We start from the raw sequence: 25,787 nt of genomic DNA, 5'->3' as shown, positions 1-25,787 counted from the left end.
ATCGACGCGGCCCTGAAAGAGACGGCGTAAAGGTGGGATTCCGCGGTTGACGCGTTAATTTCCATCGTTATAAGCCTCGTTTCTTAGCTTTAGGCTTAATCGCCGGCGCGCAGGACGGATGTTTCCGCCTTGGCGCGCTCTTTATGTATGAACAGTCCGCTTAGGAGATCGGCCTTGGCCCGTATTGCAGGCGTTAACATCCCGACCAACAAGCGCGTGGAAATCGCGCTGCGGTACATTCATGGCATCGGCCCATCCATGGCCCGTGAGATCATCGAGAAGGTTGGCGTTGAGTCGACCCGTCGCGTGAACGAGCTGACGGATGCCGAAGTCATCAAGATTCGTGAAACGATCGATGCCGACTATCTCGTCGAAGGTGATCTTCGCCGCGATACGTCGATGAACATCAAGCGCCTGATGGATCTCGGTTCTTACCGTGGCCTGCGTCACCGCCGTAAACTGCCGGTTCGCGGTCAGCGTACGCACACCAACGCCCGTACCCGCAAGGGCCCGGCTAAGCCGATCGCCGGCAAGAAGAAATAGGATAGTCTTCAATGGCTCGTGAAACGACCCGCGTCCGCAAGAGAGAGCGCAAGAACATCACCTCTGGTGTTGTTCACGTGAACTCCAGCTTCAACAACACCATGGTCACCATCACGGATGCCCAGGGCAACACGATTTCGTGGTCGTCCTCCGGCATGATGGGCTTCAAGGGCTCGCGCAAGTCGACGCCTTACGCAGCCCAGATGGCGGCAGAAGATGCCGCAAAGAAGGCCATGGATCACGGTATGCAGACTGTTGAAGTCAGCGTGCGTGGACCAGGTTCGGGCCGCGAGAGCGCACTGCGCGCTCTTCAGGCTGCTGGCCTGACCGTTACGGCTATCACAGACACGACGCCAATTCCGCACAACGGATGCCGCCCACCAAAGCGCCGCCGCGTCTAGTTCGTATTTATTGGCGGCATAATTTCATGTCGCCTGACCCATTCTGAGGATCCGTCGCCCATGGCAGACATCGAACCCACCAACGTCAACGACCGTAACTGGAAAGTGCTGATCCGCCCGAACCGTCCTGTCGTCCAGGCCGGATACGATGCCAAGCGCAAAGCCAAGCTCGTCATTGAGCCGCTGGAGCGTGGCTATGGTACGACTCTCGGCAACGCGCTGCGTCGCGTGCTGCTGTCGTCCCTGCAAGGTGCTGCGATCATCGGCGTTCAGATCGACAATGTCGTTCACGAATTCTCTGCGATCCAGGGTGTTCGCGAAGACGTCACGACGATCGTGCTGAACCTGAAGCAGGTTGCGATCTTCATGGAGAGCGACACGCCAAAGCGCATGGTGCTGAAGGCGAAAGGTCCGGGCGAAGTCAAAGCCGGCCAGATCGAAACCTCCGGTGACACCAAGATCCTGAACCCGGATCTCGTGATCTGTACTCTGGATGATGGCGCTGAAGTGCGCATGGAATTCACCGTTGCGACCGGCAAGGGCTATGTCCCGGCCGAGGCGCACCGTCCGGAAGATGCCCCAATCGGTTATATTCCGATTGACGCGATTTACAGCCCGGTCCGCCGCGTTGGCTATCAGGTCGAAGACACCCGAGAGGGTACTGTTCTCGACTATGACAAACTGACCCTCGACATCGAGACAGACGGGTCTGTCACGCCGGAAGATTCCGTGGCCTATGCCGCGCGTATCCTGCAGGATCAGCTGCAACTGTTCATCAACTTCGAAGAACCGACCGTGGAAACGGGCGCACAGACAGAAGAAACCGATCTCGGCTTCAACCCTGTTCTGCTCAAGAAAGTCGACGAGCTTGAACTGTCCGTTCGCTCGGCAAACTGCCTGAAGAACGACAACATTGTTTACATTGGTGACCTCATCCAGAAGTCCGAAGCAGAGATGCTGCGCACGCCGAACTTCGGCCGCAAATCCCTGAACGAGATCAAGGAAGTCCTCGCCGGTCTTGGCCTGCACCTCGGCATGGAAGTGCCGGATTGGCCGCCGGAAGACATTGAAGGCCTCGCCAAGAAATACGACGACCACCTCTAGCCCACTGAGTAATCGGGGGCCTGACCACCTCCTTAAGGAACACGACAATGCGCCATCGCCTTGGATACCGTAAACTGAACAAGACGACATCGCACCGCAAGGCGATGTTCGCGAACATGGCTGCCAGCCTCATCGAGCATGAGCAGATCGTGACCACCCTTCCGAAGGCGAAGGAAATGGCTCCGCTCATGGACAAGCTGGTGACCCTCGCCAAGAAGGGCGACCTGAACGCACGCCGTCAGGCCCTTTCGAAGGTCCGTGACGAAGCGGCTGTCCGCAAGCTGTTCGACGTGATGGGCGAGCGCTACAAGGACCGTAATGGCGGCTATACCCGCGTTCTGAAAGCTGGCTTCCGCCATGGCGACAATGCACCGGTTGCCGTTCTGGAACTGGTCGACCGTGACGAGAGCGCCAAGGGTGCTGCGGATCGTGCACGTCACGAAGCCGAAATGGAGTCGATGGAAGGCTAGTCTTTCCTCGCTGTATTCGAATTGTTTCAGGAGCCCCGGACCGCTGGTCCGGGGTTTCTTGCATTTGGGCAAAGGGTTTCCGTGTGTACGACATGACAGACCGAGCGTTTTTCGGGCAATCTGCAACATTTACTGTTCAGGCCCGATAGGCGTAAGCCTGTAGTGAAAATGGGAGAAATACCGATGGGATTCAGCTTCAAGACACCGCCGCACATCCTGTTCGAACGGGGCAGTGCTGCCCAACTCGGCAAGCTGGTCAGTGATCGCATGAAACGCCCGGTCTTCGTGACGGACCAGGGCGTTATCGCAGCCGGCCTGGTGGAGGGCGCGCTGGAAAGCCTGCGCGATGCGGGTCTTGAAGTGTTTGTCTATGACAAGGTCGTTGCCGACCCTCCCGCTGCCACGATCCGCGATGCGGTCGCTGCGGCTCGCGAACATGGCGCCGATGGCGTGATCGGGCTGGGCGGAGGCTCGTCACTGGATACCGCAAAGCTGATTGCTGTGCTGATGGATTCCGGGCAATCGCTGGAAGACGTCTACGGCGTCGGCAATGTGAAAGGCTCGCGCCCACCGCTGGTGCTGTTACCAACGACAGCAGGGACCGGGTCAGAGGTCACCGCGATCTCCATCGTCACGTCAGATGACATGAAGAAGATCGGAGTCGTGTCAGACCAGTTGTTTGCTGATCTCGCCATTGTCGATCCGATGCTGACGCTGACCGCGCCGCGCGGTGTGACGGCGGCAACCGGGATCGATGCGATGGTTCATGCCATCGAATCCTATACGTCAAAGCTGTTGCGCAATCCGGTCTCGGGTGCACTGGCCAAGGAAGGCCTGCGCCTGCTGGCCGGGAATCTGTTGCGCGCATGTGAGCACCCGGATGATATCGAAGCGCGCGAGGCCATGTGCATCGGAGCAACGCTCGCCGGGCAGGCCTTCAGCAATGCGCCGGTCGCGGCCGTTCATGCGATGGCCTATCCGCTGGGCGCGCTGTTCCATGTTCCGCATGGTGTGTCGAATGCGCTGATGCTGTCGCCGGTCTTGCGGTTCAATGCGGTCGTCGCCGCCAAGGACTATGCGGATCTCGGTCCCGTCGTTGGCGTGGCCCAGGACGCGAGTGCCTTTATCGACCATATGGTGGAGCTGTGCGCGAAAAGCGGCACGCCCCTGAAGCTGACCGAGGTTGGCGTCAATCACAATGACTTGCCAAAAATGGCTGAGGATGCGGTCAAGAATGAGCGCCTGATGAAGAACAACCCCCGTCTTGTCACGTATGACGATGCGCTGGCGCTCTATGAAGAAGTGCTCTGAGATGGATTCGTGGGATCACTGACCCGGTTCCACGCCTACTTGCCGGGCGATTTATGTGGCTCTGTCAGAAGGTCGTCCGGGTACCAAGGGGAATCAGTTGGCCGGGAATTATGAAAGGCTGACGAGGTCAGCGTGATATAGAGCTGGAGCAGTCGCGAGGCCTTGCGGGGGTGGCCGCTTGTCAACTCATCCCGGATACGCCACCGAAAACCGGTCGCGAGTTCGCCAATGAGTTCCGCGCCGTTACGGGACAGGCCAGCGACATCCCGCAAGCCCTGACCAATCACATGATCGTCCAGCAATTCCTGGATACCATATTTCGACTGGCTCCCTCGCCGGGCGATTGCACGTTCTGCCTGAGTCAGATCGAGATCCATCAGGAGCGCCGCATTCGCGAAGTCCCGCATGGCATGATCCCACAATTTCTTGCGTGCCATGATGGCGCCTCGTTGAATCAGCGCCTGACGCTTACTGGGGGTGCCGACAACACTCTCGCCCCGCGGCAGGAATTCGTCGAGCGCCCAGGTCTCGTAGATGCGCTTGAAGATGATCTGGTCATGCTGGATCCAGCGACGCACGAGTTCCGAGGCTGGAAATCTGTTCGCGCCTGAGCCGCGATCCCCATCATGCTGGCGCTGGTGGAAGACGATGGCGGGGCAGGCGGCGCTGGTGCTGATCCGCGCTGCGCGGAGAATATAGTCATAATCGACCGAGCGCTTGAGCCCGGTATCGAACGGGCCAGTCGCATCCAGCAGCGTCTTTTGGAACAGCATGCCAGACTGGTGTGTGAACATGTCTTCCATCGTGGCGATCAGGAAGTCACGCGGGTGACACTCCCGCCAATAGCCGGTGTCCTGCCAGACTCGCTCGCCGCCATTTGCGGGGTCGGTGAACCGGTCATGGCGTCCATAGCTGAAGCCAGCGGACGGGTTGGCGTCGAGCGCAGCCCCCAGTTTTTGGAGGGCGTCCGGGCAGGCGATGTCGTCATCGTCAACAACCCAGAGCCGGGTGCCGGTCATCAGCGTCATGGCCAGATTGATGGCCGCGGACTTGCCCTGGTTTTCAGTGCGCACATAGCGCACCTGCGGGTAGCGCGCTGCGACGTCCGGCGTGTTGTCGGTCGATCCATCATCTATCAGGATGACTTCATCCGGCTGTACGGTCTGGGCAAAAACGGACTTCAGGGAATCCGCAAGAAGAGACGCTCTGTTGCAGGTCGGAATGACTACCGAGGTCGATTGCATTCCAACAGGGTCCCGTTCTGGTGTTCACGCTACGCTGGCGAAAAGACCGCCAAGAAAAAGTAATTTGATTGCAAGGATAGCGCTTCTGCTTTTCCAATTCATTACTTGAACCTCTAAGACTAGCACGAAATACGTAAAATCCCGTCAGGATCAGCTGCAATAGTCGCGAAAAAGCGCATGTTTCATGTTTTGTCGGAATGCCCTGGCGGGGCCAAAGAAAGCGTCATCAAGGCCTGTTAATCGAGCGGGGAGTTCCAGACACCCCTGAGAGGCGAATTGATGACCTCGGATATTCAGGCGCAGATTGCGCCGGATAAGGTTTTCACGATCGCCGGACTTCATGACATACCTGTTTCAGCAAGGCATGATCATTGGCGGTATCGGCATCATCGGCAACGGAATAGACCACGCGGCGAGATTTTTTCCGGTTGTCCGCCAAAGTGTATAGAGCCTTGTCGCACAAGGCGGATTCGGAAAAATTAGACAGGCTTCGGATGATCTTCGTTCGGGGCTTTTCCAGTTTTTGGTTGACGCCTCGTATTCTCACGATCATAAGGCGCGCTCATTCCAGCCCGAGGACGGACCCATGAAACGGCCAAACTCAAATTTCCAGGCATATGAACGCACCCTACAACTGGGTTGCGCATGCTGCCGCATGGAGGTTGCTGGATAGGGCTGATCATCAGCCCGGGGACCGTTTTTCGGTCTTATGCCGCCCTCCGCGCGTTTTCGCCCGGAGGGTTTTTTTGTCTTTCGAACCCGATGGAGACGCGTGGAGGGCTTGTCAGGAGGAGCTTCGTGAAACGAAGCTGAGACCAATGAGTGAATTTGAAGTGATCGAAACCCGCGCCGGCGGACGTATCAAGGCCTGGGTAAAGGGTGTGCCTGTAGAGCCACAAGCCCGTACACAGCTTGAGAATGTTGCAGGTTTGCCGTTCATTCACAGCCACCTTGCCGTGATGCCCGATGTCCACTTCGGGCGCGGCGCAACGGTCGGCTCGGTCATTCCCACCAAGGGGGCGATCATCCCGGCGGCGGTCGGAGTCGATCTTGGCTGTGGGATGATGGCCATCCGGACGAGCCTGACGGCAAATGACTTGCCTGATAGCTTGTCGGCCATCCGTAGTGAGATCGAACGCAAGGTGCCTGTGGGAAATGGGCGCGGTGGCAGCCACAAGGAAACTCCGGCGCGTGCAGCCACGGCGCTTCGGGCCTCCGGCATGGCGGAGCGGCTCGACGTGATCCTGAAGAAGCACAAGCGCATCCAGCGGACGGCCTTTGCCAAACAGCTGGGGACGCTTGGCGGCGGGAACCATTTCATCGAACTGTGTCTCGATGAAGTGGACCGTGTTTGGGTCATGCTGCACTCGGGATCGCGCGGGACCGGGAACATTCTTGGCACCTACTTTATCCGGGAGGCGCGCGAGGCACTGGAGCGGCGCGTGCTGGGCTATCATGTCCCGGACAAGGATCTCGCCTTCTTTGTTGAAGGAGAAGACCTGTTCGACGACTATACCTATGCGGTCAGCTGGGCGCAGGACTATGCTCGCCTGAACCGCGAGGTGATGATGGACCGTGTCCTGTTTGCCTTGCGTGAGCATTTTCCGGCCTTCTCGCTGGAGAAGGAGGCGGTGAACTGCCACCACAATTATGTGGAGCGGGAACACCATTTCGGGGCGGACATCTGGGTGACCCGCAAGGGGGCCGTCCGTGCCGGGAAGGACGAACTGGGGATCATTCCCGGTTCAATGGGGGCGAAATCCTTCATTGTTTGCGGAAAGGGCAATGCCGACTCCTTCTGCTCGTGCTCGCACGGGGCAGGCCGTGCCATGAGCCGGACTGAAGCCAAGCGGCGGTTCTCGGTCGAGGACCACCGGGCGGCAACGGATGGCGTCGAATGCCGGAAAGATTCCAGCGTGATTGACGAAACGCCAATGGCCTACAAGGACATCGACGCAGTCATGGCGGCGCAGACTGATCTGGTGGAGGTGGTTCACACGTTGAAACAAATCGTTTGCGTCAAAGGTTGACACATTGTCGCGCTTTGGATTATACGCCCAATTCCTGTCAGGCCGTTCGTGCGTTTACGGAAGGCCTGGCAGACCAACCGAAAGAAACAAGATGAAGCTGAGTTGTAACACGACAAACAGCTCCTTGCAGATGCGGGGAGCGCTATCAGCGGCTCCCGCGCATTGGCCGGTCGCCTCCTGATATAATCACAGATTGAATTTCGATAGTCCGTTTCTGAAGAGTTCAGTTGTCGGAAGATGTGAAAGGAGGTGGATCATGGGCGCGCCCATGACCCGTGCTGGTGTCTTGCTGTTTGGCAAGCCGTCGGCAGCGACGCCATTGTTGGGCTATATTGCCGGCCCCCACGCAGAGCGGATTGCTCGTTTCTGGCCTGTGCCGCATGCCGGGTTCCTGACCCTGCCGTCGGCACGGCGCCATGCGGCGGCAATTCTGCTGGAGCGGCGTTGGAGCAGCACCAGCGATGATGGCATGGATATCGTGCGAGTGGTGGAACGCGCCCGCGACGCCGAGCTTGCGCGTATCCTGATGAGCGGCGATGCGCCGGGCGGCCTGATGAAGGCACTCGGCCGGATGGGTGAACAATTGTGGGAGGTGGGTGACTATGCCAACTTCCTCAGCCTGTTTGCAGATCCTGAAGCGGTGAAAGTCTTGCGGCACATGCCGCAGATTCGAGCAGATCGTCTGGGCGTGATCGTGGCGGTGCCGGAAGCCTTGCGGGTTCCGGGTATCGTGGCGAACTTGCCCGAAACGCCTCAAGCTGTGGAAGACCTGGCCGTAGCCTACCAGCTCGCACGGCTAATCCACGGGGCGAACGGAGCGTCTCGTCTGGTCCAGCGTTGGGAGCGTGCAAACAGCGCGTTGGCCCTGTTCGACATGGCGGCCGAAGCTCTGCAGCCGGTCGAGTTTGGACGGGTGCTGGCTCCACCCGCCCTGCCGGACTGGTTCGAACCGGTCCGGACCCGAAAGGCGCTGAACGAGATGGCGTTGGAGTTCCGCAATTGCTTGCGAGACTTTGCCGCCGACCTCGCCATGGGCCGGATGGCGGTTTACGCGGTTCGCAAATCGTCCAGCCCACCGGTGGCTCTGGCCCTGCGCCAGGATGTGGCCGGCTGGAGACTGGCCGAGGCGTTGCTGAAGGGCAATGACGATCTGAGTGACGCGCATTTGCGTCAGCTGATCGATGTGCTCACCGCGGTTGGTGTCAGGACCGGGGAATCCGCCTGGGCCTTGTCCCAGCGGTTGCACGATCATGTCTGTCCGGATTGCGGGCCTGCGCATTTGCCACCGCGCACTACCTGGCGCCAGCGTTTGGCACTTGGCTCTCTCTGGGACTGAGTGCAGGCCAGCATCGCATAGAGGCGTCCTCGAAGCTTATGGCTTCGGGGGCGTTTCCATTTGTGACGCGGGCGTCATCGGTGTATTCTGCCTGAAAATATCAGGAGGAAAGCATGGCCGACGGACACGACATGGGCGAACGCGCGAAGTTTCGCGAAATGCTGGAAGGCACCAAGGATGATTGGGATATCATCGTTGAGCATTCCAAGAGCTTCAACAAGGGGCTCGCCAAGCGCGTGATCGACCATCTGCGCCTGCTCGATGGCGATTATGGTGGCTTCCCGATCGACCGGTTGGAACATTCCATCCAGACCGCGACCCGCGCGCATCGCGACGGCCGCGACGAGGAATATGTGGTCTGCGCGCTGCTTCACGATATTGGCGACACGCTGGGCAGCTACAATCATCCGGATGTGGCCGCCGCGATCCTGAAGCCGTTCGTGTCAGAGGCCAATCTCTGGATGGTGGCCAATCATGGCGCGTTCCAGGGCTATTACTTCTTCCACCATATCGGGCTGGACCGGAATCTGCGGGAGCATTTCAAGGACAGTCCGCATTACGAATATTGCGCGCAGTTCTGCCATCTCTACGACCAAGCCGCGTTCGATCCGGACTATGAGAGCGAGCCGCTGGAATTCTTCATCCCGATGGTCGAGCGCGTCTTCTCGAAGCCGGTAAATTCCATGTATCTCAAGGCGATGCAGGAATAGTCTGAGGTATTACTCCTCAGACGTTTCCAGCATGCAGGGGCCTTCGCTGGCGATGCTTGTCATCGCGGCGTGGGCTTCGCACTTGTTGCCATAGGTCTTCCCGTCACAGCCGCAGACCGGGCGATATTCGCGCGTGCACATCGGGCGGACTTCGGTGCAGACGCCGGCCGCATCTGCGATGTTGCGGCAGGCCCCGTCATCCATTTTGCAGAACAAGCCATCTCTACACTGGATGGCGGCAATGCCTCCGCAGGTTTCACCAACACCTGCGATTGGTGGGCCAGGCGGCAGTTGCGTTGGGGGAGGCGAGGGAATTGGCTCAACCTCAACAAGTATAGTGTCTTCCGGGGGCTTCTCGAACCAGGCACAGCCGGTGAGGAGCGTGATAGACAAAACAAGAGCGATGAGGCGCATGATGATCTCCCTGTTTACAGGAAGTACCTGCGCCCCAATCGCGTATTTGGCAAGCCGGAGCCTAGCCTTTCATGCCGGCTGCGACAGCCGCAAAGATGTTCTGGCCGTGCTCGCCGCCAGACTGGAAGGCAGGCTTCGTGGTCGAGACATCGGTGATCTGGTCCCATTTCGCCGCAACGGCTTCAGCCGACAGACCTTCACCCTGGCCAACGAACACACCTTCGGTCTCAACGATGCGCGCCATCGAGAACGCACCGGCACCGGCTGACAGGATCATGCCGGTCGGGGCTTCATCCTTGACGAGGTTCATCACGCCGGGCGTGACATATTCCGGCTTGAGCTGGGCGAGCACTTCGTCGGGCATCAGGCCTTCGGTCATGCGAGTTGCAGCAATCGGGCAAACCGCGTTGATTTTAATGTTGTTTTTCGCGCCTTCAATTTTCAGCGTGTTCATCATGCCCACCACGCCGAGCTTGGCAGCCCCATAGTTGGCCTGGCCGAAATTGCCGTAGAGGCCGGTCGAGGATGTGGTCACGACGATGCGGCCGAAATTCTGCTCTTTCATGATGTTCCAGGCTGCGTGGACCGGCATGAAGCTGCCGCGCAGATGGACGTCAATTACGAGATCGATGTCGGCCTGGGTCATCTTGGAGAAAGATTTGTCGCGCAGGATTCCGGCATTCGCGATGATGATGTCGATGCGGCCCCACTTGGCCATCGTGTCATCGATCATCTTCTTGACGCCAGCCTCGTCGGAAACGGACGATCCGTTCGCAATGGCTTCGCCGCCCATGGCCTCGATTTCCTTCACAACGGCTTCGGCCGCTTCGGAATTTCCGCCGGTGCCGTCCAGCGTGCCGCCGAGGTCGTTGATGACAACTTTCGCGCCGCGGCGGGCGAGTTCCAGCGCGTGGCAACGGCCGAGACCGCCACCGGCTCCGGTGACAATGGCGACGCGATCGTCGAAACGGATATCTGACATGGGACTATTCCTCATTCCTTGACTGTTCTGCCTCGTGTCAGACCAAACGCTGACGTAAACGTCAAGCATACCCGTAGCGTCACCTCTTGCGCGGATTGCCGCGCCGTGATTGCGTTTCGGCCAGCCGAAGAAAAGTATCCAGGGAGGATCGTCATGCTGGCTTATGTAACACTGGGATCAAACGACAAGGACAAGGCCGTCGAATTCTATGACGCGGTCATGGGGGAGCTGGGCGGGCAACGCGTCTTCGCCAATGACCGGCTGCAATTCTATGGCACCGGCCCCGGCCAGCCGATGATCGCGATTGGCGGTCCTTATGATGGCGAAGCCGCCTCTGCTGGCAATGGCGTCATGCCGGCGCTTGGCTGCAAGGATAATGAGACCGTCGACCGCGCCTACAAGAAAGCGCTAGAAATGGGCGGCACCTGTGAAGGCGAGCCGGGCCAACGCCTGCCAAACTTCTACGGTGCCTATTTCCGGGACCCCGACGGCAACAAGCTCTGCGTCTGCAAGCTGGGCTAGGTATCAGCCCAGCGCCGCCAGGAAGACTTCGAGCGTCTCTTTTGCAAAGAGGCGCATGTTTTCCGGGCGGTCGCTGAGGCCGGTCTCCAAAGTGGTGGAGATCTCGAACCGGTTCGGGCCGACTACGGCGATGCAGGTGTGGCCTGCGGCGTCGCCATAGCCATTGCCGGTTGGGCCTGAGGCGCCGGTCTCGCAGAGGCCCCAATCGGCGGCGAGCTTGCCGCGAATGGTGTTGGCCAGCAGACGGGCATAGGGCTCGGTCGAGGAGCGCATGTCGCCAATATCTTCCCGTGTCAGGCCGAGCAGATGCTTGAACGCCTTGGGCGTGTAAATGACGCCGCCCCCGCGATAATAGGTCGAGGCACCGGGCACGGCGAGTAGCGCCGCCGAGATGAGGCCGCCAGCCGAGGATTCCGAAATGGCCACGGTCTCGCCGCGGGCCTTGAGCGTGTTTGCGATCTGTTGCGCGATGGGGATGAGTGTTTCCATGCGCGCCAATTGAGCAGCCGGGTGGGCGCCGCGCAAGCCGGACGTTGGGAGAGGGCCGGGCCCTGGTCTCCCGCGCCGGTGCTTCGACTTCGCCCATCCTTCGACTTCGCCGATCCTTCGACTTCGCTCAGGATGAGTCCGCACTCTGCTGCCAGGTTGCAGCGCTCAACCTGAGCGAAGTCGAAGGATGGGCAGGCTGGGGGAGTTGCACGCAGTTGCGCACATGAATACTTCCCCTCCGGCCAAGGCGCCGCTAAGCCTGAATGTGACAGTTTTGGGGAAAGGGAGCGGCGAATGCTTTCCATCGCAGGGTATGAATGGGGCTGGGATAATGCGCGGGCACTGCTCGGCATCTTGCTGATCTATGGTGTGTGCTGGGTGTTGTCAGAGAAGCGGAAACTGTTTCCGTTCCGGCTGATCATCGGCGCGACGATCATGCAATTCGTGTTTGCGCTGATCCTGTTTGGCATCCCCTTTGTACGGGCGATCCTGTTCAAGGCCAATGACGTGGTCGATGGCCTGCAAAATGCGACGCGGGCCGGCACCAGCTTTGTGTTCGGGTATGTCGGTGACAATGTGGCCGCGCAGCAATTGATGGATGGGTCGCCGCCGCCGCTGTTCTTCTTCCAGATTCTGCCAATCGTGATCGTCGTTGCCGCGCTGTCCGCCATTCTCTGGCACTGGCGCATCCTTCAATGGGTCACAAACGGGTTCGCCTATATCTTTCAGCGCGCGATGGGCCTTGGCGGGGCGACGTCTCTCGCCGTGTCGGCCAATGTGTTCATGGGCATGACCGAGGCGCCGGTTCTGATCCGGCCCTACATCAAGGGTATGACCCGGTCTGAGCTGCTGATCATGATGACGGCGGGCTTTGCGACCATCGCAGGCAGTGTGCTTGTGGTGTATGGGGCGTTCCTTGAAGGCAAGATGGACAATCCGCTGGCACAATTGCTGACCGCCTCCATCATGGCGGCCCCGGCAGCGGTGGCCGTGGCGCTCTGCCTGATTCCGGAGACGACGCCCGCGACCGAGCGGATGAAGGAACCTGATTTCAGCTATTCTTCCACGATGGATGCTTTTTCGACGGGCGCCTCTGACGGCCTGAAGATCGTGCTGAACATTGCGACCATGCTGATCGCGGCGCTGGCGCTGCTCTGGCTGGTCAATGCAGGGCTGGGCGCATTCCCGGATGTGGCGGGTGCACCGCTCTCCATTGAGCGTATCCTTGGCTGGATCTTCGCGCCGCTGATGTACATGATCGGCGTGCCGATGGGCGAGGCGGCGCAATCGGGCTCGCTGATGGGCGTGAAGACGGTGCTGACCGAATTCGTGGCCTTCCTGCAACTCGCTGAAGTGCCTCAGGACGCAATGGACCCGCGCACGCGCATCATCACGGCGCACGCCATTTGCGGTTTTGCGAATTTCGGCTCCATGGGCATCCTGATTGGCGGCCTGAGCATTGTGGAACCGGCGCGGCGGGATGATTTCCTGGCGCTGGCTTGGCGGACGCTATTGGCGGGGACGCTGGCGACGTGTCTCTCTGGCGCGGTGGTCGGGGCGCTGCCATATCAGCTATTTGCAGGTGTGGGCGGCTGATCTTTCCGCTCGCCTCCCGCACGGTCAGGCCTAGACTTCAGGGCTGGGATTGGCACGAGTGCGGGATATGAAGATGAGACGATTTCGAATTGGGTTGCTGGCCGCCTGCGGTATGGCAACGGCTATGCCTTCTTTGGCACAGGAACGCTTGGCGCCGGTGAGCGTCTGGGGTGATCGGACAGAGACCGATCCTGGGAGCCTTGCGGGTCTGGACGCTGCTGAGATCGACGAGATCCTCGCCGATCATCCGGCGGAAATCCTGAATAAATTACCCGGTGTGAACATTCAGATGAATTCCGGGCAGGAGCATCTGGTTGCAATCCGCTCACCCGTCCTGACCGGAGGGGCCGGGCAGGGAAGTTTCCTGATCATGGAGAATGGCATCCCGGTGCGCTCGCCCGCTTTTGGCAACGTCAACAGTCTGTTCGAGCCACATCATGAAGTGGCGAGCGGGATTGAAGTCGTGCGCGGGCCGGGCAGTGCGAAATACGGTTCCAATGCCGTGCACGGACTGGTCAATGTCATCTTGCCGGAAGTCGGCAGCGGCGGCCAGGTGGTCGCGAGCTATGGCACACTCGGTCGCTGGCGTACGGATGTGACGCTGGACGAGGGAGAGCACTGGTTGGCGGCGGTGTCGCTACAAAAGGATACCGGCTGGCGCGACAATACCGGCGTCGACCAGCAGAAGCTGACACTGGTCGGCGACTGGATGCTGGGCGACTGGGACACGACGACATGGCTCACCGCGTCAAACCTCAACCAGGAAACGGCCGGCTTTGCACAGGGGCCGGATGCCTACAAGGATGAGGACATTGCCAAATCCAATCCGAACCCGGAAGCCTACCGCGATGCGTGGTCGGCGCGGGCAGGCGCGCGGCTGTCTCGAAACCTCAGCGGCGGCACGCTGACCCTGACGCCGTATGCGCACACCCAGTCGATGATCTTTGCACAGCACTTCCTGCCGAATGGTGGCGTGGAGAAGAATGGCTCGACCGGTGGGGGTGTGATGGCGCGCTTTGAGTGGGAGGCTTCCGACAGCCTGACCTGGCGCGTGGGCGCGGATGTTGATGTCGCAAGCGGCTGGCTGACTGAAATCCAGCCCGAACCGTTCGGCTTCTTTCCGGGCGACTCGCGTTTCCCGCAAGGCAAACACTATGACTACACCGTCAACACGTTGATGGGGGCGGTCTGGGGAGAGCTGGATTTTGCGCTGGGTGAGGATGTGCACGTGCTGGCTGGGCTGCGCGCGGAAGCGCATGAGTATGACTATTCGACCGATGTGGCGCCCGGCATCAATGGCCGGTTCAATGTGCCGGATGACCGGACCGATAACTTTGACCTCCTGACGCCGAAGCTGGGCCTGATCTGGTCGGTAACGGAGGTGACCGATCTTTATGCGAACTATGCCCGCGGCGAGCGCGCGCCACAGGCCTCTGATCTCTACCGCCTGCAAAGCCTGCAAGTGGCCGGGCAGGTGAAGGAAGAGACGCTCGACAGCGTCGAGATTGGCGCGCGGGGCAATGCGCTGAACGGTCGGCTGGTATATGATGTTGCGGCCTACTGGATGGAGAAGGACAATTTCTTCTTCCGCGACAGTGACGGGCTGAATGTTCCCGATGGGGCGACCGAGCACAAGGGCGTGGAAGCCTCCGCGGCATTTGAGCTGACGCCTGTCCTGAGCGTGTCCGGCTCGGCCAGCTGGTCTAACCAGACCTATACATTCGACCGGATCACCGGCTCCGGCACCGAGACCATCCGCGACGGCAATGAGATCGACACGGCGCCGGAATGGCTGGCCAATGTTTCGCTGGATTGGCAGGCGACGGACGCGATCAAACTGTCACTGAATGTTGATCATGTCGGCGAGTATTTCGTGGATCCCGCGAACACGACCACTTACCCCGGCCACACCGTGCTGGGCGCGCGGGGCGCGTGGGCCCTCAGCGAGACGGCCGAGTTGTTCCTGATCGTGCGGAATCTGACAGACGAAAAATATGCCGACCGGGCAGATCTCGCCTTTGGCAATGAACGCTACTTCCCTGGCGAACCTCTGAATGCGACGCTGGGCATGAGAAAAACATTCTAGGAGGAAACCGATGAAACTCTATCATAGCCCCATGGCCCCCAATCCGGACCGGGTTGTCTTTTTCCTGCGCGCGAAAGGCAAGTTGGACGCGGTGGATCTGGAAGAAGTCTCCATCATGAAACAGGAGCACCGGACGAAGGAATATCGCGAGGTCTCTCCGTTTGCGCAGGTGCCGGCGCTGGTGCTGGATGATGGGACCAAGATCACCGAAAGCCGGGCGATTTGTACTTATTTCGAGAATGTCTTCCCGGAGCCGAACCTGATGGGAACGGACGCGAAGGAAAAGGCCCTGATCGAGATGTGGGATCGCCGAGTCGAGCTGATGTTCATGGTGCAGTTCGCGACCTGGTTCCGCAATGCGCATGAGATGATGGCGCCGCTGGAAGTGCCGCAAAGCGCCGAGGCCGCTGCCAAGGGCGAGAAGAACGCCAAGCGCATGGCTGAGCGATTTGATGCCCACCTTGCCGACCACGAATATCTCGCGGCTGACCGGTTCTCGATTGCGGACATTACGCTGTTCATCACCTGTGGCTTCTGCCGCGTGATGAAATGGGCGCCGCACAAGGAGCACGAGAATCTCGGTCGCTGGTACGACGCCATGAAGGCACGCGGTTTTGCGGGCTAGGCGTTCTTGATGTTCATCCCGCCATCGACCGGGATATGCACGCCGGTCAGGAAGCTGGCCGCTGGCAGGACGAGAGATAGCGTTATATTGGCGACTTCTTCCGGGATGCCATATCGGCGGAGCGGCACGCGGCGCTTGGCGTAGATTTCCTTGTGCTCGTCCTGGATGCCAGCGGTGATGCCCGTATGGATCGGGCCGGGGCAGATCGCATTGACGGTGATGCCTTCACGACCAAGGTCGACGGCGAGCCCGCGGGTCAGGCCGATGACGCCATGCTTGGCTGCGACATAGGGCGAATTGCCCGGCGTGGCGCCAAGGCCTTCCGTGGACGCAATATTCACGATGCGACCAAAGCCTGCCTTGCGCATGTAAGGGAGCGCTGCGCGGATGGCGCGCTGGTGGGAGGTCAGCATGACATTGATGCTGTCGGCCCATGCGTCTTCATAGCTTTCCTCGGCAACGTCAGCCATCCTGGCGAAGCCGGCATTGTTCACGAGAATTTCCAGCCCGCCGAAATGCGCGGCCGTCTCGTCCACGACGCGCTTGATCGCGTCCTTGTCGCTGACGTCCAGCGCCCAGCCCTGCACATTAGCGAAGCCAGCATCACGGATTTCCTGAACAACGACATCGACATTTTCCTGCTTGAGGTCTGTCACGGCGACGTTGGCGCCTTGGCGGGCGAACAGGTGGGCGGTGGCGCGGCCCATGCCGCTGGCGGCGCCGGTAACGAGTGCGGTCTTGCCTTCAATGGAGCGCGAGAGATCCTGATATGGCGGGTGGCTCATGTGCGTTTCTTTCGTTTCTTGATTGTGCCGGAGAAGTTGAGGACGGGGCGGCCATTCGCGGTGACAAGGCCGCGCACGAAGGTGATGGAGCCCCCCTTGCGGAGCACCTCTCCGCGCGCCTCGATATATTCGCCTTCCAGCGCGCCATCCAGAAATTCAGACGTGAAGGCGACCGTGACTCCGTATTCGCCCTCCATGCCGTCATGCGCGATCGCGAACAGGGAGAAGTCACCGAACGCCATCAGGCAGCCGCCATGCATCACGCCGCCCGCATTCATATGCTTGCGTTGTGCCCGAAAGGCCGCGACCGGGCCATCATCGTCAATCTTGAAATAGAACGGACCGGCGGCATCGTGTTCAAACGGCTCGTCGGGCCATGTCTGCCAGCCGGCAAACTCCCCGGTTTGGACTGTTTCTGCGGTCATTCCGCCTCCCTGCTGTTTTTCCGGCACGATACCGCACAGTCACCCTTCGACAAGCGTGCCGTTGGGGCATAGATTACGCGGGAAGGTATATAATCGGAGGAAATCGTATGGCATTCGATGCCGAAATCCGCGCGGCGCTGATCGAGCAGGTCCGCCGCTTCGTGACCGAGAAATGCGTGCCGATCGAGGCGCAAGTGGGCGACGAGGACGAAGTTCCGCAGGCTGTGGTCGATGAGATGAAGAATCTCGGCCTGTTCGGCATTGCGGTGCCGGAAGAGTATGGCGGCCTCGCGCTGGACATGGAGACCGAGGCGCTGGTGGCGTTTGAGCTCGGCCAGACCTCTCCAGCCTTCCGCAGTGTGGCCGGCACGAATATCGGTATTGGGAGCCAGGCGCTCGTCCTGTTCGGGACCGACGCGCAGAAGGAAAAATGGCTGCCGGGCATCGCGTCAGGCGATCTGATCGCGAGCTTTGCGCTGACCGAACCGGAAGCGGGCTCTGATGCGGGCAGCCTGACCACAAAGGCAATCCGTGACGGCGATCATTATGTGCTGAACGGCACCAAGCGCTACATCACCAATGCCAACAAGGCGGACCTGTTCACAGTCATGGCGCGGACCGATGTGGATACGCCGGGCCCAAAGGGCGTGTCAGCCTTTGTCGTGGAACGCGACACACCGGGCGTGTCGGTTGGTGTGCCGGAAAAGAAGATGGGCCAGCAGGGCGCGCACATTTGTGACGTGATCTTCGAAGATGCCCGCGTGCCAGCCGAGAACATCATCGGCAAGGAAGGCGAAGGCTTCAAGGTTGCGATGAGCGTGCTCGACAAGGGACGCCTGCACATCTCAGCCGTAGCGACGGGCGTGTCGAAACGCCTGATCCGCGAGATGGTGAATTATGCCCTCGAGCGGAAGCAATTCGGCACGGCCATCATGAACCACCAGATGATCCAGGCGATGATCGCTGACAGCCAGGCTGAGACTTATGCGGCGGAATGCATGATCATGGATGCCGCGCGTCGGCGCGATGCGGGCGAGGATGTCACCCTACTCGCCTCTTCCACGAAACTGTTTGCCACCGAGGCGTGCGGCCGGGTGGCTGATCGTGCGGTGCAGGTGTTTGGCGGCGCAGGCTATGTCTCCGACTATGGCATCGAGCGATTCTACCGCGACGTGCGCATCTTCCGCCTGTATGAAGGCACCAGCCAGATCCAGCAGATCATCATCGCACGCGAATTGGCCAAGGCGGCCAAAGCCGGGAGACTTTAAGCCATGTTCGAACACGATTTGACCGACCCGCATGATGTGGGCCTGAATGCCGAACGGCTTGCAGCCATTCCGCAATATTTCCAGCAGAACTATATCGACCGAGGCAAATTACCATGCGTGGCGACATTGGTGTCACGCGGGGGCGAGGTGGCGCTGGAGGATTATTCCGGCACCACGCATATTGGCGAAGGCGAACCGATCGGTCCGCATACGATCTTCCGAATCTATTCCATGACCAAGCCAGTCACGTCGCTGGCGGCGATGATGCTGTTTGAGGAGGGCAAGTTGCGCCTGGACCATGAAGTTTCGCGCTTCATTCCCGAGTTCGCGGACGTCCAGGTTTTCGACGGAGGCAATCGCGAGGATTATACGACCCGCGCACCTGACCGCCCGATGACAATCCTGGACTTGTTCACGCATACATCGGGAATCACGTACGGCTTCCTGATGCAGGACGAACCTGACGCGATCTATCGCAAGCACAAGATCGGTGCGCCGACCGAAACCTTGCTGGAAATGAGCCAGCGGATCGCGAAACTGCCGCTCTCATTCTCGCCTGGCACACAATGGGGATATGGGCATTCCATTGACGTGCTCGGCGCGATTGTCGAAATCGTTGCGGGGCAACCTCTCGATGAATTCTTCCGGGAACGTATCTTTGGTCCACTTGGCATGGATGATACCGACTTCTGGGTGCCGGAGAGCAAGATTGACCGGTTGATGGCATGCTACAACAAGCATCCGTTGACTGGCGAGATATCGATGTCCGATGCCGCTGGCAAGGAATCGAAGCTCTATAGCAAGCGTCCGAAACTACTGAATGCTGGCGGCGGTCTGGCCTCTACCGTGCGGGATTATCACCGTTTCTGCCTGATGCTGATGCGTGGCGGTACGCTGGACGGCGCCCGCATCATCAGCCCGAAGACGTGGGAGTTCATGCGCCAAAATCATCTTCCGGATGGCAAGACGATCAAGGAGATGGGAGACAAGACGTTCTCCGAAGCGCGGATGGAAGGCAATGGCTTCGGGCTCGGGGGCTCTGTGCTGACTGATCCGGTTGCCTCGATGCAGCCTTCCAGTCTGGGCAATTTCAGCTGGGGTGGCCTTGCGTCCACCTTCTTCTGGATTGATCCCGAAGAAGAAATGGTCGTCATCCAGGCGACACAGATGATCCCTTCAGGCACCTATCCGATCAGGCCACAATTGCAGCAACTCGTTTATGCGGCGGTGGACTGGTGAGCGAGGAGAAAGCGAACCCGGTCAGGCAGGCGATTCTAGATCTGACCACAGAAGCTGGTCCGGGCAAGACGATCAGTGCTGAACAGGCAGCGCGCGCCGTGAGCGATGCGAATTTTCAACGTGTGCTGAAGGATGTGCGGGCAGAAGCCGTGCGCCTGCACAAGGCGGGCACAGTCTTGATCTATCGGAAAGGCAAACCTGTCGAGGATCCGGATGTGTTCAAGGGCGTCTATCGGCTGGGCCTTCCAGCCTGACGGAGCTAGTTTCCATAGCGGCGGATTTCTGTCTGAAATCTGTGGCCCTTGGAGGTCAGCACGTAAAGGCGGTCATACTCAGTGGCCTCGACAATCGGCGCGCCGGGTTTGCCGCCGAGTGCTTTGACGAGTTCGGGCGTGGTGTTGGAATGGCCCACGACGAGGATGTTTCCGGGCGTCGCGCGGAGCATGTTCGCAAAGGTCTCCAGATTACCGGCGTCATAGGGCAGCACGGTGAGGCCAGTGGCCTTGGCAATTGGAAGAGCTGTCTGTCGCGTGCGCCGGGTATCGGTTGAGTAGATCGCTGTAAGGCCGGCCTGCTTCAATTCGTTTGCGAGAATATCAGCCCTGGCCCGACCGACAACCGTCAGGTCCGGATCGTCTCCGGCGGCTTTCTCTGCGTGGCGGACCAGATAGATTTGGCGGGCATCTGGCGCAGGCGACGAGGCGCACGCCGCCAATGGGATCGACGCCAAAAGCCCGAGTGCAAGTCTCCGTGTCAGCATCAGGCTGCCACCGGTTTGCGGATCGGGCGCTCAAGGGAAAACGCCGATTCTGTCGGACCGTTCTGCCTCAGGGATTGCAGCCTCTCCCAGCCATCCTGCATCGAGAAGCGCTCACCCCGCGGGGCCCACCAGAGTACGAAGCTGGCCCCGTCACTGCGGTCCAGACTGTCGGACAGACGGCGCATCCCGGGTGGGTGTGTGCGTCCATTGTAAGAGAACTCTTTCAGGGCTTCGATCGATGTCCAGCCAGCCATGGTGCACACATCCGGCGCAGCCATGTCGCGGGGATAAGGAAAGGCATCTTGCATGCCATACCAGTCACCATTTGGGCGCCGGATGCCGTGCGTATGCCAATGCATGCCGTCAAACGAGTCCGCGTCAGTGAAGATACGGGGCAAAATTGCCATGAATACCCGGACGAATTCATTCTCCATGTTGAACGCGCCTAATGGGCGCGCGCAATTGAAGTGAATCAATCGGTATTCCGTCGTCATTGAAATGTCCCCGTCCAATTTGGACAGGGATATGACAAAGCCGTTTCGCAATTGTTAAGAGAAAACGGACGGCAAAAAATAAACCTTCCGGCTACTTCCCTTTAAACTCTGCCGGGCGTTTCTTGAGGAATGCGGTAACGCCTTCCTTGAAGTCATCCGTGCGCCCAGCAGTGCGTTGAGCGATGCGCTCGTCGTAGATGGCTTCGTCGAAGTCGGATTCGCAGGCTTTCCAGATCAGCTCGCGTGCCAGAGACAGGGCGATGGTCGGGCCGGTTGCCAACTTCTCGGCCATTTCCAATGCCGTGGGCATCAATTGGTCATCCTCAACGATGCGATTGACCATGCCCCATTCCAACGCTTTTTCCGCAGGGACCTTATCGCCGAACAGCGCCATTTCCATTGCGCGCACGCGGCCGATCGTGCGGGCCAGAAGCCAGGTCGATCCGCCATCTGGTACGAGGCCTATGCGGCGGAAGGCTTGAAGGAAATAGGCGCTCTGGGCGCAAACCACGATGTCGCCAACAAGTGCGAGTGAACAGCCGACGCCAGCAGCGGGACCATTCACGGCAGTAATGACCGGATGCGGATGTTCCTTGATGGCCTGCATCAGCGGATTGTAGTGCGTTGTGAGGGCGCGCCCCGCATCTGGCTTGGAGCCTTCATGGCTGAGTTGTACGCTGAGACCGCCGGGGCCGAGATTCGCGCCGGAACAGAAGCCACGACCTGAGCCGGTAAGAATAGTGCAACGCGCCTCGTCCGCTGCCACTTCGAATGCGTGGAGCAATTCCTGCGCTGTATCGACGCCGCAGGCATTCAGCGTGCTTGGATCATCAAAGCTGATGACGGCGATGTCGCCTTTCAGCTCATAGGAAATTTTTGTGTAGGCCATGTGTTCCGCTCCCGATGGACGTTTTTTTACACCCTATTGTGTCGTCTGGCCCGCGTGAACGCCTGACCCAACGGAAATGTTTTTTATTTTGTTCAGGGGTCAATGCGCGTTACACTCAGGTGAGGAAACGACCCAAAGGAAGAAATACATGGCCCTAGATAGTGCTACCGGATCCGGCATGAGCTCGATACTGAGCCGCCAGAAAGCCGCACATATTCGCGACGGCATTCCCTCCGTTTCGAAACGAATCGAATGGCTGGACAAGTCCATCGACCTTCTGGTGACGCATGGCGACGTTCTGGCCGAAGCCATGCGGGAAGATTTTGGCCATCGATCTGTGGACCAGTCGAATTTGACCGATATTGCCGGGTCTATCGGCGCGCTCAAATTCTCGAAGAAGCATGTCGCCAAATGGATGCGGCCTGAGAAACGCAAGGTCGAATTTCCGCTTGGCTTGCTCGGCTCGCGCGCGGAGCTTCAGTTCCAGCCAAAGGGCGTGATCGGTGTGATCAGCCCCTGGAACTTCCCGGTCAACTTGACCTTCGCGCCGCTGGCGGGCGTGTTCGCTGCTGGCAATCGCGCGATGATCAAGCCATCGGAATTCACCGAGGCGACCTCAGAGCTGATGAAACAGCTGATTGGTCAGTATTATGACGAAGAAGAAGTGGCGGTCATCACGGGCGGTCCGGAAGTGGGCGCGGAATTCTCCAAGCTTGCTTTTGACCATATGGTCTTCACGGGCGCGACGTCGATTGCGCACCACGTCATGCGTGCCGCAGCAGACAATCTCGTGCCGCTGACGCTGGAGCTTGGCGGGAAAAGCCCGGTCATCCTCGGGCGGTCGGCCAATATGGAAAAAGCGGCAAGCCGTATCATGGCGGGCAAGACTTTGAACGCAGGCCAAATCTGCCTGGCTCCAGACTATGCCTTCGTGCCGCAGGAAAAGACCGCAGAATTTGTGGGCGCGGCGACCAAAGCCATTGAGACGATGTATCCGTCGGGCCTGAAAGACAATGACGACTACACATCAGTCGTGAACCAGCGCCATTATGACCGGATCATGAGCTATATCGAGGAAGCGCGCGAAAAAGGCGCGGAGGTCCACGAGCTCAATCCGGCGGGAGAGAACTTCTCCCAGCAGCCGCACCGCAAGATCCCGCCGCACATTATCGTCAATCCGGGCGATGATTTGAAAGTTATGCAGGATGAAATTTTCGGTCCGATCCTGCCCATCAAGTCTTATGGTGAAACAAAAGATGCGGTGGCATATGTAAACGCGCATGACCGGCCGCTTGGGCTTTACTATTTCGGTGAGGACTCGACCGAGAAAGATTACGTGCTGAACAATACGACGTCGGGGGGCGTGACCGTGAATGACGTCATCTTCCATGTCGCGCAGGAAGACCTGCCCTTTGGCGGTGTGGGTCCATCCGGCATGGGCAGCTATCACGGTCGGGACGGCTTCATGGAGTTCAGTCACAAGAAGTCAGTGTACACGCAAACGGGCAGTGAGATGCTGGCCATGATGCGCCCGCCTTATGGCGACAAGTTCCGGGGTCAGGTGAAAGGCCGCATCAAGCGCTAGGCTTTGTTTCCGGAAACAAGAAAGCCCGCCGGCAATGCTGGCGGGCTTTTTCTTTTGCGGTCTGTTCGAACTAGCGTTTCAGGAATGCTGGAATGTCGCTGCCGAAGCCTTTGACCTTTTCAGGAGCCGGATCGAGGATAGGGTCGTCATCCTTGCGCTTGCGGTCCCGTTCGCGATCGCGTTTTGGCTTCGCCGCACGCTCGCGCTTTGGCTTCTCTTCCGGGCGATCATCGGTCTGGGCATCGGACTTCGGTTCAGTCTTTGCCTTGGGCTCTTCAGCCTTGGCTTTAGGCTTGGACTCGGCGGGAGTTGCCTCTTCCAGCTTGTCGGTGTTCTCGTCGCGCCGACGCCTGCGCGAGCGACCTCCGCGTGATTTGTCGTCACGACTGCCTGACCGGGAACGGCCACGGCTGCGACTTTCATCCGGTGGCAGGTCTCCGAGTTCCTCCAGCAGGCCCTCGGGCATATAGTCCTCGACATCCTGCTGGATCATCTTGAGGACAAAGCCCCAGGATTTTTCGTCCGACGGTGACACAACCGTGAAGCTTTCGCCCGTACGCCCGGCGCGGCCGGTCCGCCCGATCCGGTGAACATAATCCTCGTCTTTGGGTGGCGGCGAATAGTTGAAGACATGCCCGACGTCCGGAATGTCTAGCCCGCGTGCGGCGACATCCGACGCTACGAGCAGCTTCAGGTCGCCGTCACGGAAACGCTGCAGCACCTGGGTGCGAAAGGCCTGCGGCAGGTCGCCATGAATGGCGGCGGCGTCGTGGCCATGCTTTTGCAAAGAGGCCGCGACGATATCGACTTCGACCTTCCGGTTACAGAAGACGATGCCGTTCTTCACGTCGCGGGACTCGATCACGCGGCGTAGCGCGGTGCGCTTGGCCTTCGCGTCATTGGTCGGAATGTGGACCACGTGCTGTGTGATCGTCTTGGCGGCGTCCGTCGGACGGGCAACTTCGATCTTGACCGGGTCGCGCTGGAAGGTCTTCGCCAGTCTCTGAATATCGGTCGGGAAGGTTGCCGAGAATAGCAGAGTCTGCCGTTTCGCCGGAATTTTGGAGACAATCTTCTCGATGTCGGGAATGAAGCCCATGTCGAGCATGCGGTCGGCTTCGTCAATGATGAGGTAGTCGACCCCCATCAGCAGCAGCTTTCCGCGTTCGAACTGGTCCATCAGGCGGCCCGGTGTGGCGATCAGTACGTCGACACCGCGTTGGAGCAGGCCTTCCTGTTCCTTGAAGCTGACACCGCCAATGAGCAGGGCCATGGTGAGTTTCAGGTGCTTGCCATACTTCTCGAAATTCTCGGCCACCTGCGCGGCCAGTTCGCGCGTCGGGCAGAGGATCAGGCAACGGGGCATGCGGGCCCTCGCCCGTCCGCGCGCAAGGCGATGGATCATCGGGAGCACGAAGGCCGCCGTCTTGCCGGTGCCGGTTTGCGCGATGCCTGTGACGTCGCCGCCGGCGAGGATATGGGGGATGGCTTCGGCCTGGATCGGCGTGGGCGTGGTATAGCCTGCCTCTTCCACAGCCTTAAGTACGTTCGGCCCAAGGCCGAGGTCTGCAAATGTTACGTCAGTCAATGTTATGGTTCCTGGAATGGTTTCTGATTCAACCCGGCGGCCTTGGTGGCCGCAGTTTCCCGCGTTCAGTGCCTTAGTGCACTTTTGGCGGGCCGGGCGAATTCCATGCCCGGAGCGTCGTGTTGCGCTGCACATAAGCCAAATTGTGACTAAATGGAAGGGGGGGCGCCCAGCTTTCGCCCGAGAGCGCGCAGGTCAGACGCGATAGCGCTGGACGTCATCGATCAGATTTTGCAGCACGCGCTTGGATCGGCCCCAATCAAATGCCTGTCCGGGCACGGTAATCGTGCCTTTCAGCAATGTGCCTTCCTCACGGGATTCCAAAGTGATGATCATGTTGCCCTCCCACGACCAGACAGAAGAGGCCATTTTGGAATTGATGATGCAGCCATCGCCTGCCTCTGAAATATCCACGATTGGCTGGCTGCGGCTGGCGAGCGAACAGACCACGGCAGCGAGCGTTTCGCCGAACGTGTTGCGAAAGCCTTGCGACAGTTCGCGGTCCATCTTGAGGCCGAGCTTGGCATAAAGCGGGATGGCGATGTCTTTCATCGCGGCCAGCGGGACCCCGCCCGCGCCAGCCGCCGCCATGACGGGCTCGGCATATTTGAAGAACTGTTCTGCGGTCATCCCTTGGGGAGTCGCCCCGGTGACTTGGACGACCCGTGCTCGAACATCGGGATGGTTGATGATCTCTCCCACATTCATCGAATTGCGCCAATCGACGCTGGGATCAACATTCTGTGCAGGGAGGGATGGCATTGAGGCGGAGTGTGCGCCGTCTGTAACAGCTGTTCCGCAATTGGCGCAGAAGCGGTGGCCATCTCCCAGCTTCTGTCCGCAATTTGTACAAAACATGGGCGGTCCCCTCGTCCATATGACGAGAGGACC

Annotated in this window: 27 protein-coding genes and 1 pseudogene; 16 read left to right on the top strand and 12 right to left on the bottom strand. The window is 59.5% G+C overall.

Annotation, left to right across the window (positions count from 1 at the left end):
• The first annotated feature begins 174 nt into the window (after window positions 1–174).
• The 5 genes from rpsM to B2344_RS08445 all read left to right on the top strand — a co-directional run bounded on the left by rpsM (window position 175) and on the right by B2344_RS08445 (window position 3,829).
• A complete protein-coding gene (gene rpsM / locus B2344_RS08465; protein ID WP_034814180.1) occupies window positions 175–543 on the top strand; it encodes a 30S ribosomal protein S13 in 369 nt (122 codons plus the stop codon).
• Between the two features lie 11 nt (window positions 544–554).
• Window positions 555–944, top strand: coding sequence for a 30S ribosomal protein S11 (gene rpsK / locus B2344_RS08460; RefSeq protein WP_034814179.1), 390 nt, complete (start codon window positions 555–557; stop codon window positions 942–944).
• A gap of 60 nt (window positions 945–1,004) precedes the next feature.
• Window positions 1,005–2,048 carry a DNA-directed RNA polymerase subunit alpha gene (locus tag B2344_RS08455; RefSeq protein ID WP_206992497.1) on the top strand — a complete coding sequence of 348 codons (1,044 nt, stop codon included), beginning with the start codon at window positions 1,005–1,007 and terminating at the stop codon, window positions 2,046–2,048.
• Between the two features lie 47 nt (window positions 2,049–2,095).
• Window positions 2,096–2,518 carry a 50S ribosomal protein L17 gene (rplQ, locus tag B2344_RS08450; protein ID WP_034814177.1) on the top strand — a complete coding sequence of 141 codons (423 nt, stop codon included), beginning with the start codon at window positions 2,096–2,098 and terminating at the stop codon, window positions 2,516–2,518.
• Between the two features lie 183 nt (window positions 2,519–2,701).
• Window positions 2,702–3,829, top strand: coding sequence for an iron-containing alcohol dehydrogenase (locus B2344_RS08445; RefSeq protein ID WP_156947868.1), 1,128 nt, complete (start codon window positions 2,702–2,704; stop codon window positions 3,827–3,829).
• Between the two features lie 35 nt (window positions 3,830–3,864).
• Here the strand turns inward: B2344_RS08445 and B2344_RS08440 are convergent, their stop codons facing one another.
• Window positions 3,865–5,073 carry a glycosyltransferase family 2 protein gene (locus B2344_RS08440; protein WP_051607738.1) on the bottom strand — a complete coding sequence of 403 codons (1,209 nt, stop codon included), beginning with the start codon at window positions 5,071–5,073 and terminating at the stop codon, window positions 3,865–3,867.
• Window positions 5,074–5,891: 818 nt separating this feature from the next.
• Between B2344_RS08440 and B2344_RS08435 the strand changes: the two genes are divergently transcribed.
• From B2344_RS08435 to B2344_RS08425, 3 genes are all read left to right on the top strand, one after another.
• Entirely contained in the window at window positions 5,892–7,103 is a 1,212-nt protein-coding gene (locus B2344_RS08435) for an RtcB family protein (RefSeq protein ID WP_290485005.1), read from the top strand.
• 256 nt (window positions 7,104–7,359) lie between these two features.
• On the top strand, window positions 7,360–8,439 hold the full coding sequence (locus tag B2344_RS08430; protein WP_290485004.1) for a hypothetical protein: 1,080 nt from the start codon (window positions 7,360–7,362) through the stop codon (window positions 8,437–8,439).
• A gap of 113 nt (window positions 8,440–8,552) precedes the next feature.
• Window positions 8,553–9,149, top strand: a complete 597-nt coding sequence (locus B2344_RS08425; protein ID WP_206992502.1) for an HD domain-containing protein — start codon at window positions 8,553–8,555, stop codon at window positions 9,147–9,149.
• Window positions 9,150–9,158: 9 nt separating this feature from the next.
• Here the strand turns inward: B2344_RS08425 and B2344_RS08420 are convergent, their stop codons facing one another.
• Together B2344_RS08420 and B2344_RS08415 are read right to left on the bottom strand one after the other, a co-directional pair.
• On the bottom strand, window positions 9,159–9,563 hold the full coding sequence (locus tag B2344_RS08420) for a Kazal-type serine protease inhibitor family protein (protein ID WP_290485003.1): 405 nt from the start codon (window positions 9,561–9,563) through the stop codon (window positions 9,159–9,161).
• A 61-nt stretch (window positions 9,564–9,624) separates the two neighbouring features.
• Window positions 9,625–10,545, bottom strand: a complete 921-nt coding sequence (locus tag B2344_RS08415; protein WP_206992504.1) for an SDR family NAD(P)-dependent oxidoreductase — start codon at window positions 10,543–10,545, stop codon at window positions 9,625–9,627.
• A 153-nt stretch (window positions 10,546–10,698) separates the two neighbouring features.
• Between B2344_RS08415 and B2344_RS08410 the strand changes: the two genes are divergently transcribed.
• Entirely contained in the window at window positions 10,699–11,067 is a 369-nt protein-coding gene (locus tag B2344_RS08410) for a VOC family protein (RefSeq protein WP_034814168.1), read from the top strand.
• Window positions 11,068–11,070: 3 nt separating this feature from the next.
• Here B2344_RS08410 and B2344_RS08405 read toward each other — a convergent pair whose 3' ends face one another.
• The gene (locus B2344_RS08405) at window positions 11,071–11,556 is read right to left on the bottom strand and encodes a CinA family protein (protein ID WP_290485002.1); all 486 of its coding nucleotides are present in this window, start codon (window positions 11,554–11,556) and stop codon (window positions 11,071–11,073) included.
• Window positions 11,557–11,850: 294 nt separating this feature from the next.
• Here B2344_RS08405 and B2344_RS08400 point away from each other — a divergent pair, with 294 nt between their 5' ends.
• From B2344_RS08400 to B2344_RS08390, 3 genes are all read left to right on the top strand, one after another.
• Complete coding sequence (locus B2344_RS08400) at window positions 11,851–13,152, top strand: NupC/NupG family nucleoside CNT transporter (protein ID WP_206992507.1); 1,302 nt, start codon at window positions 11,851–11,853, stop codon at window positions 13,150–13,152.
• Between the two features lie 73 nt (window positions 13,153–13,225).
• On the top strand, window positions 13,226–15,238 hold the full coding sequence (locus B2344_RS08395; RefSeq protein WP_290485001.1) for a TonB-dependent receptor: 2,013 nt from the start codon (window positions 13,226–13,228) through the stop codon (window positions 15,236–15,238).
• Window positions 15,239–15,248: 10 nt separating this feature from the next.
• The gene (locus B2344_RS08390) at window positions 15,249–15,863 is read left to right on the top strand and encodes a glutathione S-transferase family protein (protein WP_034814162.1); all 615 of its coding nucleotides are present in this window, start codon (window positions 15,249–15,251) and stop codon (window positions 15,861–15,863) included.
• On the opposite strand, the gene B2344_RS08385 is transcribed toward B2344_RS08390, so the two are convergent.
• Both B2344_RS08385 and B2344_RS08380 read right to left on the bottom strand, forming a co-directional pair.
• The gene (locus B2344_RS08385) at window positions 15,860–16,648 is read right to left on the bottom strand and encodes an SDR family NAD(P)-dependent oxidoreductase (protein ID WP_290485000.1); all 789 of its coding nucleotides are present in this window, start codon (window positions 16,646–16,648) and stop codon (window positions 15,860–15,862) included. The two genes, B2344_RS08390 and B2344_RS08385, sit on opposite strands and share 4 nt — an antisense overlap.
• Window positions 16,645–17,073, bottom strand: a complete 429-nt coding sequence (locus B2344_RS08380) for a PaaI family thioesterase (protein ID WP_206992510.1) — start codon at window positions 17,071–17,073, stop codon at window positions 16,645–16,647. Before B2344_RS08380 ends, B2344_RS08385 begins: the two co-directional genes overlap by 4 nt.
• A gap of 107 nt (window positions 17,074–17,180) precedes the next feature.
• Here B2344_RS08380 and B2344_RS08375 point away from each other — a divergent pair, with 107 nt between their 5' ends.
• The 3 genes from B2344_RS08375 to B2344_RS08365 are packed head-to-tail and all read left to right on the top strand — an operon-like array spanning window position 17,181 to window position 19,834.
• Entirely contained in the window at window positions 17,181–18,341 is a 1,161-nt protein-coding gene (locus B2344_RS08375; protein WP_034814156.1) for an acyl-CoA dehydrogenase family protein, read from the top strand.
• 3 nt (window positions 18,342–18,344) lie between these two features.
• A complete protein-coding gene (locus B2344_RS08370; RefSeq protein ID WP_242517490.1) occupies window positions 18,345–19,580 on the top strand; it encodes a serine hydrolase domain-containing protein in 1,236 nt (411 codons plus the stop codon).
• Window positions 19,577–19,834: a DUF3253 domain-containing protein gene (locus B2344_RS08365; RefSeq protein ID WP_290479087.1), complete on the top strand. Its 258-nt coding sequence runs from the start codon at window positions 19,577–19,579 to the stop codon at window positions 19,832–19,834. Before B2344_RS08370 ends, B2344_RS08365 begins: the two co-directional genes overlap by 4 nt.
• 5 nt (window positions 19,835–19,839) lie before the next feature.
• On the opposite strand, the gene B2344_RS08360 is transcribed toward B2344_RS08365, so the two are convergent.
• From B2344_RS08360 to B2344_RS08350, 3 genes are all read right to left on the bottom strand, one after another.
• Complete coding sequence (locus B2344_RS08360; RefSeq protein ID WP_290484999.1) at window positions 19,840–20,340, bottom strand: SixA phosphatase family protein; 501 nt, start codon at window positions 20,338–20,340, stop codon at window positions 19,840–19,842.
• Complete coding sequence (locus B2344_RS08355) at window positions 20,340–20,834, bottom strand: DUF3291 domain-containing protein (protein ID WP_206992513.1); 495 nt, start codon at window positions 20,832–20,834, stop codon at window positions 20,340–20,342. Before B2344_RS08355 ends, B2344_RS08360 begins: the two co-directional genes overlap by 1 nt.
• Before the next feature lie 91 nt (window positions 20,835–20,925).
• Entirely contained in the window at window positions 20,926–21,723 is a 798-nt protein-coding gene (locus tag B2344_RS08350) for an enoyl-CoA hydratase/isomerase (protein ID WP_206992514.1), read from the bottom strand.
• A gap of 148 nt (window positions 21,724–21,871) precedes the next feature.
• Here B2344_RS08350 and B2344_RS08345 point away from each other — a divergent pair, with 148 nt between their 5' ends.
• Window positions 21,872–23,308 (top strand): coniferyl aldehyde dehydrogenase, encoded by a 1,437-nt coding sequence (locus B2344_RS08345; RefSeq protein ID WP_290484998.1) that lies wholly within the window; start codon window positions 21,872–21,874, stop codon window positions 23,306–23,308.
• A 70-nt stretch (window positions 23,309–23,378) separates the two neighbouring features.
• Here the strand turns inward: B2344_RS08345 and B2344_RS08340 are convergent, their stop codons facing one another.
• From B2344_RS08340 to B2344_RS16015, 3 genes and pseudogenes are all read right to left on the bottom strand, one after another.
• Window positions 23,379–24,896: a DEAD/DEAH box helicase gene (locus B2344_RS08340; RefSeq protein ID WP_290484997.1), complete on the bottom strand. Its 1,518-nt coding sequence runs from the start codon at window positions 24,894–24,896 to the stop codon at window positions 23,379–23,381.
• A gap of 195 nt (window positions 24,897–25,091) precedes the next feature.
• Window positions 25,092–25,658, bottom strand: a complete 567-nt coding sequence (locus B2344_RS08335) for a hypothetical protein (protein WP_290484996.1) — start codon at window positions 25,656–25,658, stop codon at window positions 25,092–25,094.
• Between the two features lie 33 nt (window positions 25,659–25,691).
• Window positions 25,692–25,754, bottom strand: a pseudogene (locus tag B2344_RS16015) (zinc-ribbon domain-containing protein); the annotation flags it as partial.
• Window positions 25,755–25,787 lie beyond the last annotated feature (33 nt).

Origin of the sequence: Hyphomonas sp. UBA3195 (assembly GCF_002366485.1) — a bacterium.
GTDB lineage: Bacteria > Pseudomonadota > Alphaproteobacteria > Caulobacterales > Hyphomonadaceae > Hyphomonas.
The sequence above is the reverse complement of the archived record's forward strand: the minus strand, read 5'-3'. Positions and strand labels throughout refer to the sequence as shown.